12 protein-coding genes and 1 other RNA gene are annotated in these 13,728 nt (G+C 30.0%); 4 read left to right on the top strand and 9 right to left on the bottom strand.

The genetic code is table 11. From position 1 onward, the window contains the following. Positions 1–311 precede the first annotated feature (311 nt). Positions 312–1,688 carry a replicative DNA helicase gene (locus AJ884_RS00075; RefSeq protein ID WP_070233435.1) on the bottom strand — a complete coding sequence of 459 codons (1,377 nt, stop codon included), beginning with the start codon at positions 1,686–1,688 and terminating at the stop codon, positions 312–314. Between the two features lie 139 nt (positions 1,689–1,827). Here AJ884_RS00075 and AJ884_RS00080 point away from each other — a divergent pair, with 139 nt between their 5' ends. Further along, complete coding sequence (locus tag AJ884_RS00080) at positions 1,828–2,757, top strand: DUF2860 family protein (RefSeq protein WP_070233434.1); 930 nt, start codon at positions 1,828–1,830, stop codon at positions 2,755–2,757. A gap of 48 nt (positions 2,758–2,805) precedes the next feature. Here the strand turns inward: AJ884_RS00080 and AJ884_RS00085 are convergent, their stop codons facing one another. Both AJ884_RS00085 and AJ884_RS00090 read right to left on the bottom strand, forming a co-directional pair. Further along, the gene (locus tag AJ884_RS00085) at positions 2,806–4,134 is read right to left on the bottom strand and encodes an MATE family efflux transporter (RefSeq protein WP_070286329.1); all 1,329 of its coding nucleotides are present in this window, start codon (positions 4,132–4,134) and stop codon (positions 2,806–2,808) included. Positions 4,135–4,341: 207 nt separating this feature from the next. Next, positions 4,342–5,277: an NAD(P)-binding domain-containing protein gene (locus AJ884_RS00090; protein WP_070286330.1), complete on the bottom strand. Its 936-nt coding sequence runs from the start codon at positions 5,275–5,277 to the stop codon at positions 4,342–4,344. Positions 5,278–5,347: 70 nt separating this feature from the next. Here AJ884_RS00090 and AJ884_RS00095 point away from each other — a divergent pair, with 70 nt between their 5' ends. Then, positions 5,348–6,580: a glutamate-5-semialdehyde dehydrogenase gene (locus AJ884_RS00095; RefSeq protein ID WP_070233431.1), complete on the top strand. Its 1,233-nt coding sequence runs from the start codon at positions 5,348–5,350 to the stop codon at positions 6,578–6,580. Continuing rightward, positions 6,577–7,662 (top strand): FUSC family protein, encoded by a 1,086-nt coding sequence (locus tag AJ884_RS00100; RefSeq protein ID WP_070233430.1) that lies wholly within the window; start codon positions 6,577–6,579, stop codon positions 7,660–7,662. Before AJ884_RS00095 ends, AJ884_RS00100 begins: the two co-directional genes overlap by 4 nt. Here the strand turns inward: AJ884_RS00100 and AJ884_RS00105 are convergent. The 3 genes from AJ884_RS00105 to efp form a co-directional block, all read right to left on the bottom strand. Then, entirely contained in the window at positions 7,659–8,456 is a 798-nt protein-coding gene (locus tag AJ884_RS00105) for an amidohydrolase family protein (RefSeq protein WP_070233429.1), read from the bottom strand. The genes AJ884_RS00100 and AJ884_RS00105 overlap by 4 nt on opposite strands. Positions 8,457–8,466: 10 nt before the next feature. After that, positions 8,467–9,759 carry an SLC13 family permease gene (locus AJ884_RS00110; RefSeq protein ID WP_079860127.1) on the bottom strand — a complete coding sequence of 431 codons (1,293 nt, stop codon included), beginning with the start codon at positions 9,757–9,759 and terminating at the stop codon, positions 8,467–8,469. 368 nt (positions 9,760–10,127) lie between these two features. Next, positions 10,128–10,697, bottom strand: coding sequence for an elongation factor P (gene efp, locus AJ884_RS00115; protein WP_002855210.1), 570 nt, complete (start codon positions 10,695–10,697; stop codon positions 10,128–10,130). A gap of 114 nt (positions 10,698–10,811) precedes the next feature. Between efp and rnpB the strand changes: the two genes are divergently transcribed. Beyond that, an RNA gene (gene rnpB, locus AJ884_RS00120) (RNase P RNA component class A) lies at positions 10,812–11,132 on the top strand. Here rnpB and AJ884_RS00125 read toward each other — a convergent pair. The 3 genes from AJ884_RS00125 to fliD are packed head-to-tail and all read right to left on the bottom strand — an operon-like array spanning position 11,129 to position 13,726. Next, entirely contained in the window at positions 11,129–11,404 is a 276-nt protein-coding gene (locus AJ884_RS00125; RefSeq protein WP_070233427.1) for a hypothetical protein, read from the bottom strand. The genes rnpB and AJ884_RS00125 overlap by 4 nt on opposite strands. After that, complete coding sequence (gene fliS / locus AJ884_RS00130; protein ID WP_070233426.1) at positions 11,385–11,771, bottom strand: flagellar export chaperone FliS; 387 nt, start codon at positions 11,769–11,771, stop codon at positions 11,385–11,387. Before fliS ends, AJ884_RS00125 begins: the two co-directional genes overlap by 20 nt. Positions 11,772–11,782: 11 nt before the next feature. Then, complete coding sequence (gene fliD, locus AJ884_RS00135; protein ID WP_070233425.1) at positions 11,783–13,726, bottom strand: flagellar filament capping protein FliD; 1,944 nt, start codon at positions 13,724–13,726, stop codon at positions 11,783–11,785. Between the last annotated feature and the right edge of the window lie 2 nt (positions 13,727–13,728).

Raw genomic sequence — 13,728 nt, forward strand, 5'->3', positions numbered from 1 at the left:
CCCCCCCCCGTAGACACCTTACTTGAAATAATATTTTTACTCAAATATTTTTCTCCTTCCTTATTTAAAATGATTTATTTTGAAATTAATTTCATATTATTTATTTTTTAATAATAATATAAAATATAAAAATAAAATAGCGGAATAATAAAATATTTAAACTTAAAGTATAATTAAATACTGATTATTATATAAAATAAAATTTCAATTTAAATTTTATTTTATATAAAAAATTGATTTAATGAGAGTAAAATTAATTAAATATTGAAATTATCTGTGAAATATTTTTAATTAATTTATATTAATTAAAGCTAGCCTGTAAATTCAGTAGCTTCATAGCCCATAGGCCTATCTACAAAACAAGATTTTTCTTTTAAAAATATAACCTCTATAGTTCCGACCGGTCCATTTCTATTTTTTCCAACAATAATTTCAGCATTTTCTTGCATAGCATTGGGTATAAAAATTCTTTGATAAGCTTTGCCTTCGGCTTTAGCTTTATTCTCTCTTTCTTTTTCTTCTTGCTCCCTATAAACCTCATCGCGATATACAAACAAAATAGCATCCGCATCTTGCTCTATAGCTCCACTTTCTCGCAAATCACTCATCAAAGGACGCTTATTTGCTCTTTGCTCTAAGCCACGATTAAGTTGTGAAAGTGCGATAATCGGCATATCAAGCTCCCTAGCCAAAAGCTTAAGTCCTCTTGAAATTTCACTCACTTGCAAATGCCTATCATTAAAATTTGAATTACTCATCATAAGCCCTATATAGTCAATCACACAAAGTCCTATACTTTCATCTTGAGATTTTAAACGCCTTAAAATAGCCCTTACATCAGCGATAGTTGCATAACCACTGTCATAAATATATAATTTCTTTTGACTATAATCATTACAAGCATCTCCTAAACGCTCCCATTCATCATCGTTTAAATCTGCGGTTAAAATTCTTTGTAAAGGGATAGAAGTTTTTGAAGAAAGCATTCTTTGCATGATTTGAGTTGCGGGCATTTCAAGAGAAAACAAAGCCACACCTTTATTTTGTCTTAAAACTTTATCAATGAAATTTAAACAAAGGGTTGTTTTTCCCATACCTGGGCGTGCAGCGATTATTATAAGCTCACCCCCTTTAAAACCTTTTGTCATTTTATTTAGACCCTCAAAGCCTGTATCAAGCCCTATGATATTTTTATTTTCTAAAGTTTTTTGCTTTTTAAATTCTTCAAAGAGTTCTGATATTATTATATTAACATCTTTAATATCTCTAAAATTTACACGATTTGTAATGCTAAAAATTTCTTTACCAATTTCATCTGCGATTTCACTTACGGCACGATTTTCATTAATACGAGCTGGTAAAAGATGTGCAAAACTCAAAAGTTGTCTTTTGATGGACTTTTCGCGAAGTTCATTTACATAAGCAGGCAAATCTATCATAGAAGGAGTGGCAAGAATTTCTGCTAAAATCTCTTCATCTATTTTTTTATGTTTTTTTAAAAAACTTATAGAAATAGGCTCTTTGTTGTTGCTACAAGCTATAATTGCTTTAAAAATATCTTCATGAGCTTTAAGACTAAAATCTTTCGGACTGATATCGCCTGCTATACTAGCGTAAGCTTCTTCACTCATAATGCAACTGCTTAAAATAGCTCGCTCTAAATCCAAGTCATAATACTCTTGTTGCACTAAATTTCCTTATAAATATAAATAGTTTTAAAAATTTTATCTAAAAAAACTTAAAATTATAAACTTTAATTTTTTATAAATATTTAATGTAATATTAGTTACAATTATAATCACAACATTTATTTTATTAGGAGAACACTTGAAAAAACATTTATTTTCATGTATTTTAGCTTCCATTTTAGCCCAGTCAGCTATGGCTGTAGATTTTCAAGAAGGTTTTAGTGGAAATTTAAGCATAGGTGTAGGTGCAAGAGATATTAAAAGCAATATTTCAACTTTAGCGGATAGTGATTACTTAGGTGGTTATGACGCTGATAATTCGGACTCTTCTTTTATTCCTTTTATCGGTGTAGAACTTTACTATGGTAACCTTATAGACAATGATAGAGTTTTTATCAAAAACTACAATGGAAGAGATGTCAGCGGTATAGCTTTAGGTTACGAAAAAGCTTATTTAGAGCGTTTTAGCACTTCTTTTTCTGTAATCTCTTCTTTAAGGGAAAAAGCTTATGCAAATCCTTATCAAATAGGTAATAGAGAAGAAACTGATGTTGATAGATATGGTTTTAAAATCTCTCAACTTTACGAAAGTGATTTAGGAAAATTTACAGCTTCATATTTATTTAGCAAAAACAAATATGATAAAGACGCAGTTGAGCACAGCTCTTTAAAAAGAGAGGGGTATTATCACGAGTTTGAATTAAATTACAATTATAGTTTGTTAAATTTAGGACTAAGCTATGATTATAATGATGCAGATGGAAAAGCTCAAAGTTACTCAAGATATGGTTTAAGCATGGGAGCAAATTTGGCTTTTGCTGATGACTATATTTTCACCCCAAATTTAAGTCTTAGCAGATATGAAGCAGTAGGAACAGATCCTATCTTCCACAAAAAACAAGACGGTAATATAGTTAAGCTTAATCTAAAAGTTGTTAAAAATCAATTTTTGGGCTATAACGGACTTTATGGTTTTGCAAATTATGGTATAGAAAAAAGAAATAGCGATATAGGATTTTATGATGAAACCTATCAAGTTGTTTTAACTGGAATAGGATATAAATTCTAAAAAATTATAAAAAAGCTCCTTTGATAAAATTTAAAAAAGATCTATCTCCTATAAAGATAGATCTTTAAAAATCCTTTTAAGAAAAATCCAAGCTAAAATCAAAACACAAAATTCAGCAAAAAATGGACTTAACCATACTCCATTTAAACCTATAAAGTAGGATAAAATCAAAAGAAAAAATAAAGGTATGAATAAATTTTGCATTAAACTTAAAACCAAAGAAAAGCTTGCCTTATTAAAAGCTGTCAAAAAAGAACCGCTTAGAACATTAAACCATGCAAAAAGATAATTAAAAGCAAAAAGCATCAAAGCTGTATAAGCAAAAGTTTTAAATTCTTGATCATTTTCTTTTGCAAAAAGTGCTATTAAATTTTCTCCAAATATCAATATAAATACTATAGAAAATAAAGATAAAATTCCCCCTGCAAAAAATACCACTTTTATAATAGCTTTAATCCTTAAAAAATCTTTTTTAGCATAATTATAACTAAGTGCAGGTTGCATCGCATCCCCCATAGCAATAATGAGCATTATAATAAAACTATCAATATATAAAATAATAGAAAAAGCTGCCACGGCTTGAGTGGTAGAAATTTTTAACAAAACAAAATTTGCAAAAATACTATATAAAGAACCCGAAACATTGCCAAAAAACTCGCTACTTCCATTATAAAGAATATTTTTAAAAATTCTCAAATTTATATATAAACTTGAAAATTTAAGCTCTAAATTTTGAAATAAAAAAGGAATAATTCCAAAAATACCACTTAAAACAATTCCTAAACAAGTTGCAAGGGCTACCGAAAACAAGCCCCAACCAAATACAACTATAAAAAGATAATCAAATATAATATTACTTAAAGCTATGATTATGTTCATAATCATACTATAGGTTGTTTTTCCACAAATTCTTAAATAATTATCCAAGGCAAAAGAAAGCATGGTAAAAGGTGCAAATAAAGCAAAAACAAACATACATTCTTTAGCTATGGTTTTAATCTCATCGCTAACATTTAGACAATCAATCAAAACAGGTCCTAAAAAATACTCCAAAATTCCAATAAAACAAGAGATTAGAAAAATAATCAATATACTAGAACTAAATATCTTTCTAGCTAAATTCTTCTTGCCTAAACCCAAATGCATAGAAATTTGCACTGCTGAACCTATAGCTATCATATCAGCCAAAGCAAAAGACATCATAATAAAGGGAATAATCAAGGCTAGTGCTGCTAAAGCATCACTTCCTAGATATTTTCCAACAAAAATTCCATCAACTATATAATAAAAAGAAATAAAGGCCATGCTTATGACATTTGGCACGGCACATTTTATAAAAAGCCTAAAAGGGCTTAAAGTGCTAAAAATATTTGACATACAAATCCTTTAAAATATTAAAATAAAATATTTTTAAAGACGCTAGTAGAGTGCTTGAAGTTCTAAAATATAGAAATTTAAACGATAAGTTCTTATTGTTGTTTTTGTATTAGTTTTATTTTGCATTTTCATAGATTTAAATTAAAATAACTAAGAATTATAAAATTTACTTATTAATAAGTCAAATTTAGCCCGAAGGCTAAAAATTTAAAGCACGGAAAGAATTTTTACAGCGTCATTTAACCCTGTAACTATACTTGCTCCATTTTTAGTAGCAATATCTCCTGCTACAAAGATGCCTTTAACATTGCTTTGTTTGTTTTCATCCATTAAAGGCACGCCTTTATCATCAACATTAATCCCGCATTTTTGTAAAAAATCAAGTGGAGTAGAACCACCAATAGCATAAATGATTCTATCATAAATATCGCTTGTACCATCGGTAAAATTTACTTTAGCTTTGCCATTATCATCTTCTACTTCATTAATGTCAATTCCTAGTTTTAACTCTACTTTACCCGAATTTCCAGCTTCGTGAATATCTTTAAGATTTATATCATTTAATCTTGTAAATTCTTTTTTACGATAACAAAGGCTAACTTGATTTGAATTTGCCAAATCCACAGCGTATTCTGCTGCTGAATTTCCGCCACCTACAACAAGAATTTTTTCATTTCCCAAAACTGAATTGGCATTAAAATTAATGATTTTTGTTAAAGTCATAGGAAGTTTGTAATCAGGCTTATTAGGCTTACCCATTCTACCTATAGCAACGATGATGTTTTTACACTCATAAACGCCTTTAGCTGTGCTTACTAAAAAAACTCCATTTTCATTTTTAACGCTCTCAACTTCAGAGCCAAATTCAACTTCTATATTGTGTTCTTTTAATACGTTTTGAAAAGTTTCTATAGTACTTTCTTTGGTACCATCTTCAAAAGGAACATGTCCATGATTAGTTCCTTCGCATCCCTTATAAGCTTTATCTACTCTTTTGCCATCTTTATAAAATTGCATTAAAGTTTGGCAAATGTTATTTGATTTTTCCAGTATCAAAACTTCTTTGTTTTTAAGCTTAGCTTCAACCGCACAGCCTATGCCTGTTGGACCTGCACCTACTATAATTAAATCTATTTTTTTCATTTATATTTACCTTTCAATTCTGATTTTTTTTGTATAATTTATCAAGTTTTTTGTAAATAAAGGATTAAAAATGCGAAATTTGCTTGAAAATATTAAGAAAAATTCTCAAAAACTACTTAACTTAACACCTAAAGATAAAGAAAAAATTATTTTAAAATTAGCTCAAATTTTAAGAGAAAATTTCAAAATTATCCTAGAAGCAAATGAAAAAGATATAGCAAATTTCACAAAAAGTGGAGCAATAAAAGATAGGCTTTTGTTAGATGAAAAACGCATTTTAGCTCTTTGTGAAGGCCTAGAAAAAATCGCTTATATCGAAGATCCCATAGGCAAAATTTCTAAAGGCTGGAAAAATTATACAGGTTTGAGCATAAAAAAAATAAGCATTCCTTTGGGACTCATTTGTGTTATTTACGAAGCAAGGCCTAGTCTTAGTGCTGAAATTGTAGCTTTAATGATAAAAAGTTCTAATGCTTGTGTATTTAAAGGCGGAAGTGAAGCAAAATTTACAAATGAAGCTATATTTACTCTTGTTAGCAAAATACTTAAGGAATTTGGTTTGCAAGATTGTTTTGCTATGCTTACTCAAAGAGACGAGATCAAGCAAATTCTAACTTTTGATGATTTAATCGATGTGATCATACCTCGCGGTAGTTCAAATATGATACAAGAAATCGCAAACAATACCAAAATTCCTCTTATTAAGCAAGACAAGGGCTTGTGTCATGCTTTTGTAGATCAAAGCGCTAACTTAGATATGGCTTTAAAAATAATCCTTAATGCAAAGTGTCAAAGAGTAAGTGTTTGTAATGCTTTAGAAACGCTTTTAATACATGAACAAATTGCTAAAAATTGTATAAGTCTTTTAATCCCTGAATTTGAAAAATTTAAGGTAAAAATTCACGCCCATGAAAATGCTTTGGCTTATTTTAACAACTCAAATTTAGAAGTTTTTAAAGCAAATGAAAATACCTTTGATACAGAATGGCTTGATTTTGCTTTAAGTGTAAAATTAGTAAAAGATTGCGATGAAGCTATAGAGCATATCAATAAACACAGCTCCTTGCATTCTGAAACCATTATCTCAAATGATGCTTCAAATATCGCTAAATTTCAACGCCTTATAAACTCATCTTGTATTTATGCTAATGCTTCAACGCGTTTTAGCGATGGAGGAGAATTTGGCTTTGGTGGAGAAGTTGGAATTTCAACTAGCAAATTGCATGCAAGAGGTCCTATGGGGGTTGAAGATATTTGCACTTATAAATATATAATTAATGGAGAAGGACAAATTCGAGAGTGAATAAAATAGAAATACTAAAGCAGCACTTTAAAGAAATTGCTAAACTAAATTCAAGCGAACAAGTTTGGCAAATGCCTTTTTTTGCGGCTTTGGGTGTGGGTATAGTTTTAGGGTTTAGTGTATTTTTTGGAAAATTAAACTATGGACTCATTGCCATGATAGGAGCTTTATCTTTTTTATATGTTCCAAACACTCCTTTATATCATAGAATGGCTGTTGTGATGTGCTGTTCTTTTGGTATAGTTTCTAGTTTTTTCTTAGGAATTTTAACCCATTTTTTACCTTCAATTTTTGCCTTCATCCCTATAGGACTTGTGGCTATGGGAAGTTCTATTTTAGTTAGATATTATAACATTGGTGCACCTGGATATTTTTTCTTTGTATTTTCTTGTGTTTTAGGAGCTTATTCTCCTTTTGAAGCTAAGGATTTTATCTTTTTAGTGGGTCTTGTTTTTCTTGGGGCAATGGTAGCTAATTTAATGGCTTTGTTATATTCTATCGTTGTGATTTATGGATTTAAAAATGCTTTACCTGGCGAAATTCCACCTAGAGAATACATAGGTTTTGATGCAGTTTTTGTGGATTCTTTGATTATGGGTTCTTTTGTAGCTTTTTCTATATTTTTAGGAACTTTTTTAGAACTTGAAAGAAGTTATTGGATAGCCATTTCTTGCACAGCTATTATGCAAGGTGTAACTTTAAACTCTATATGGATTAAACAAATTCAACGCATCATAGGAACGGCCTTAGGAGTATGTTTTGCATGGTGGCTTTTATCTAAACAATTTCACAATATAGAGCTTATTTTACTTATGATGTCTTTGTTTTTTATAGGACAATTTTTAGTCAATCGAAACTATGCTTTAGCTATGATTTTTTTTACTCCTTATGCTACTTATCTTTCAGAAGCAGCTAATTTTATGAGTGAAAATGCAAATACATTAATACTCACTCGTTTAGTTGATGTCGTAATAGGAAGCATTTTAGGACTTTTGGGTGGTTTTGTAATTTATAAACCTTATCTAAGAATATATTTTGAACGCATTGCAAAATACATCTTTAGGATAAAACGAAAAGCTTAAAAGTCAAATAAAACACAAGCATTATCCCCTAAAATTTGCTCTTGTTCTTTTTTAGATACAACAATTTCATTAAAAGCTGCTAGAGCCGATGAAAAATTAACATTTGCTTCAAAATTTGTATGCGGCCAATCACTTCCAAAAACAAAATTGCTAAGTGGAAAATGTTCTTTTAAAATTTCATATATTTTCTTTGCAAATTTTACAGCTTGTTCATTATTAACATAGTCTATTTTTGCTCTATAAAAACCGCTAATTTTAAAAAATATTCTAGAGTTTTTTAAGTAAATTAAATCCTCTAAATTTGTTAAGCTTGCATTAGCTCTTGCTAAATGATCGATAACAATATTACAACCATAAGGAATTAAATTTTTAACAATATCAACAAGATTATTATCCAAATCTCTTTGAATTTCTATTTGCATTTTAAGCTTACTTAAATTTTCAAAAAATTGAGTCCAAACCGTACTTTTAAAATTTGGCAATTCTTTGCCAATTAAATTTAATCTAACTCCACAAGCTTTTCTTTCTTTTAGTTTTTGAAGCTCATCAAATTTAATACCTTCATCAACCACAACTATAGCTTTTATATTTTCATCTTTTTCGATACTCTGAAGCAAAAATTCATTATCAACACCTAAAAAACTTGGCTGAACTAAAATCCCTTTATCAAAATCATAATGATCTAAATTTGCTTTATAATCTTTAAAACTAGCGTCATAATCAGGCTTATATCTTGCATTTGCAACCGTATTTAAATTTTTCAAAAATATATGTGCATGAGTATCAATCTTCATTAAATTATCCTTATAAAATAAAACTCATTATAATAGTAGCTAAAATCGCCGCCATAAATCCTATTGGCACAGCTTTAATAAGTAAATCTTTAAATAATTTTTCCTTATATTTATCAGGACAAGATCCTAAAATTAAACTTCCTCCAGAAGAAAAAGGAGAAATAGCAGAAGCTTGGGCCCCTACAACAATACAAGAAAAAAGCAATGCCTCGCTTAATCCACTGCTTGCAGCGATGCTTGGAACTATAGGAAAAAGTGCTGGAGTAACCACACCCAAAGTACTTGAAAAAAGCGACATAAAAGCTGCAATAGCACACATTATTAACGGAATAAAAATCACATTGATCTCATTTTCTACAAGATCTGAAAATAATTTTATAGCTCCCGCTTCAACCGCTATACTAATTAACATCCCTACTCCACAAATCATTATCAAGGTTCCCCAAGGAATTAAAGCAACAACTTGTTTCTCATCGGCTAATTTTAAAAATAAAGCAATGGCAACAAAAATCATGGCTATCATAGCTATATCTATTTTTTTATTAAAATAACTAATTATCTCATTATGCGGAAAAATAATATTTAGCACAGGAAAGATTAAAACAACAATAATCATCATAAACATGAGAATTAAAGTAGTTTTTTGTTTATAATCAAATGGATCAGGTTTTGAAATAACACTGGTTTGCATCTTATTTTTAAAAGCATTAAACACAAAAAAAGATAATACCACAATAGGTAAAATTATAGTAAAAGCAAAAATAATACTAGAATTTATAAAAGCTTCATTTGCTTCAATTCCTGAATTTTGCATCAATCCTCGAAAAATAATCCCACTTTGAGAAGTCATAAAATTTGCTCCTCCTAAAGCACCATAGTTTATGGCCATAGCTCCGGCAATTTTACTTAAACCGATTTTATCGCAAAGCAAAAAAGTAAGGGGTGCCATAAAAGCCAAAACCGTATAAAAACCCGCTCCTAAAGCAGCTATAATAGCACTAACCACAAAAATAACAAAAGGAAGTAAATAAGGATGATTAGCAAAACGATACATTAAATGTCCAGCTAATTTTTCAAGAGTTCCATTTACGGTTGCAAAATTATAAAACAATGAAACAGCAAAAATAACAAAAAATATAGAAATAGGCCAAAAAGCTATGATTTTTTTAGGAGCTAAATCCATAAAAAAGGCTCCTATAATATAAGCAAAAATCATAGCAAAAATTCCAACATTATGTCTAGTAATATAGCCTAAAATGATGGCTACTATAATACTAGAGATGATTAAAAAAACCATTATCATCCTTTAAAATATTATAGGGCTTATGATATCAAAAAATATATTTTTCAAAGCATAAAAACAAAATCTAAAATTTAAAAAATATCTATTTAGTAACAAATTTACTCATCTTATAAAATATTTTACAGAATATCTTGAATTATAACAAGCAAAAACCCTTTTTAGGCAAAAAAACAATACTATAATCCCATCTAAAAATATTTGAAAATAGAAAGAATATTCTCATAAGCTCATCTTTATAATATAGAATTAAAACACTACAGAAAAGTCAAGTTTAAAAATTTGAAAAATACCTTGCAGAATAAAATAAAGAAAATAAAAAATTATATAAATTTAAAAAGCTTTGGAATACTCCAAAAGCTTTTTTTGTATTATTTGTTCGCTCTTTCTATATACTCACCACGCACAGTATCAACGCGTATAACTTCACCTTCTAACACATGAAAAGGAATTTGAACTACCGCACCTGTTTCTAATGTAGCTGGTTTTTTATTTGATCCTTGAGTATCACCTTTAAAATTTGGAGCCGTTTCGATGATTTTGAGTTCAACAACTTGTGGAACTTCTACGCCGATAGCTTTACCATTGTGGAAAAGCACATCTACCATCATACCATCAAGCATCCATTTTTTTGCCTCACCCACATCATCATCACTTATAGCTACTTGTTCATATGTTTGTGTATCCATAAACTGGCAATTTTCACCATCATCATAAAGATACTGCATGGTTTTATCTTCTAGATTTGGAGCTTCGCATTTATCGCCTGCATGGAAAGTTTTTTCAAGCACTTTACCATCAATAAAAGATTTGATTTTAATGCGCACAAAAGCAGGACCTTTACCTGGTTTTACATGCTGATACTCAACTATTTTAAAAGGAATTCCATCGATTTCTATTTTAAGTCCCTTTTTTAAATCACCCATTGAATAAGATGCCATAAATTTCCTTTGTTAAAAAAATAAAAAATAATTCTATCAAATTTTGATTGATATCACAATAAAATTATTTTATTTGATAAAAAAATAAGTAAAATTACGCTAAAATTTAAATTTAAAGCATAGTAAATGCTCGCTTCTTTTTAGAAGAGGAAAGTCCGAGCTGCTAAAGACAAGCATTCCATCTAACAGATGGCTAGGGTAACCTAAGGGATAGTGCAACAGAAAGAAAACTACCACACAAGTGGAAAAGGTGAAACGGTGGGGTAAAAGCCTACCAGCGATTTTGGCAACAATTTCGGCTATGTAAACCCAATGTGCAGCAAGAAGGGATGGTTAGCGTCTTTGTTTTGACCCTTCGCTTGATTTTGTTTGTAAAAACAAAACTAGATAAATGAGCATTCAAGACAGAACTCGGCTTATCGCTATGCTTTTTAAGATCTAACATAGGTCAAAGCTTTTTGAAATTTTTGAATTTCAACAGCCTTTGCTTTTTTCTTTTGCTCAATCAGTATAACAGCTTCTTGCAAAAGAGCTTGAATTTGATAAAATACATCATTCATATTTTCTTTTAAAAAGTCTTCTGAGGGTGATCTTTTAGCTAAATTTTTAATAAAAGCTTTCATATCAAGTTTATCAAGCAAATTTTCAAGCTTATTAATATCTTCTTGAATTAACGCGAGTTTAAAATCACTGAGCCACTGTTTCATTACTATGTACTTCTCTCCAAGCTTCTAGTAAACCTTTGGTTACATTTATAACTTCATTGATTCTCTCTTCGTTATTTTCTAAATTTGCCAAAGATAAAAGTTGAATTTCTCTTGTATAAAGCCCACTTAAATAATGCGCCACATCTCCACCTTTTTCATAATCTAAAGTATTAATAAGCTCTATAAAAATAGCTGTTGTTCTTTTTACAAAGTACACTCTTTGTTCTATGTCTTCGTTTCTTATCGCCACTTTAGCCCTTGCGCAAAAACGCAAAATTCCTTCATAAAGCATTTCGATAAGTTTTTGCGGAGATTCTATCCCCGCTTGATTTTGAGAATAAGCATTATAAGCTAAACTATTTTGCATCTTTTTTATCCTTAATTATTAGAATTATTTGCTGCATTGATCATATTAGTCACAGTTGTTAATTGCTGATTAAGTTTATTTAAGATGCTCTCATATTGCAACCATTGATTTGCCATTGTATCATACCTTGTATCAATCAAAGTTTGAGTTGATTCTTTAGTTTGAGTTAAAGACTTAGTATCATTCGTTAAACTCTCATCGTATTTTGTTAAAGAACCATTTGTACCAGTTATGCCTTGCAAAGTTGTTTTAAGCTGAGCAAAAACACCCACACCTTCAACTGCCTCAGCGGCAATGCTCGTTTGACTTAAACCAAATTGTTTAAGAAATTCGCTATCTCCTTTTATGGCAAAATCAGAACTTCCATCGGTCTTAAAATTAAGCTTATATCCTTTTTCTCCATCTTTTTCATAAGTTTCAACTTTAACTGTTAAACCTTCAATACCTTTACTATTGATATGATTAGCCAAATTTTGAAGCATTTCTTGTTCTGTTTCACCTGTCAATTTAAAAGTGGTTCCATCGGCATTTTTAGATAAATCATAAGTTTCAAAATTTGTAACAATTTGAAATTTTCCAGATTCAAAACTTATACCTTTACCATCTTCTTTGCCTAAATAGTCTTTAAGACTATCTTCTTTAATTAAATCACCAGTATAGTTTATATCCTTGTATTGAGTAATGCCTGAAAAAAAGCTTTCAGTTAAATCAGGATTTTCTTTCATCTTACTTTCAAAAGTAGAAGAGTCAAAATTTAAAGTCCCTGAGTCAGTCATACTTAAACCATAGTCTTGTAAAGAAAGCATTACTTTAGTATTTACCTTATTACCATTATCATCTTCTACAGTACCATCAACCGATTGGGTTTTAAAAAGCACAGAAATGATACTAGATCGTATAGAATTTACCTCTGTCACACCTTGTAATGAACCCTTAGTTCCTGTTTCGCTGTTATAGTCTGTAGCGGCATTAAGATTTAACACTAAATCATTATAAGCATCGACCATATCTTGCATAGCTTTAGTAACGGACTCACTATCTTGCTGAACATCAAAATTAATTTCACCTGTTTTATTTAAAGTCAAAGTAATACCTACACCAAGATCGGTTATAGTATTGCTCGATCTTGTCATCTTGATACCATCCATGGTAAATTTAGCATCTTGAGCTTTTTGAATATGCAAAGGATTATCTTCGCTATCAACAATGCCAACACCTTTTTTACTTTTAGCAGGATCAAAATCTTCAGCTTTTAAAGCATCTTCATCGAGTTTCCAACCAAGACTTTCAAAAACACTTTTAGCATTTTCATCAACCTTATATTTACCATCAGAATCTTTTGCACCCGGATAAAAGCTTATAGCACTATCTTCACCTGTCTCTTTGCTCGTTAAGGTTAAGCGATAAGGTGCGTCTTTTTCTCCTGTATTTACCATCTTAGCTACAATTTCTCCACCCGTAGCAGTATTAATCTTATCAACTAAATCACTATAGGTTGTATTTTTATCTATAGTAACGCTGTATTCTTTTCCATTAGAAAAAAAAGTTAAATTTGTAGGTTCTTTTAAACTTGCATTGATAATTCCTGTATCATTTACCAAACCCTTGCTTTGATAAACATCTTTTTGGGCAAGTTGAGTTACATTGATATTCATGCTTTGCAAAGCAACACCTGAAGTCACACTAAGGCTTGCAGGAGGATTATCAGTGATACTTGCTATAACCTTTCTTTTTGCAAAAGCCGTAGAGTCTCCTAAAGACGATACAGCTGCTTGAAAAGCAGAAAGCTTTGTTTTAAGCTCAGTTAAATCTTTTTGTTTGGTTGTATTTTCCTCGATTTTTTTAGTATAAGGATCAATGCGAGCTTTTTGTTCAGCTTCTTTCAACTTATCTAAAGTATCTTGAGTTAAAACTCCAGAACCAAATCCTAAACTAGATAAACTACCAAATGCCATTT

Source organism: Campylobacter sp. BCW_6463 (assembly GCF_001762785.1).
GTDB lineage: Bacteria > Campylobacterota > Campylobacteria > Campylobacterales > Campylobacteraceae > Campylobacter_D > Campylobacter_D jejuni.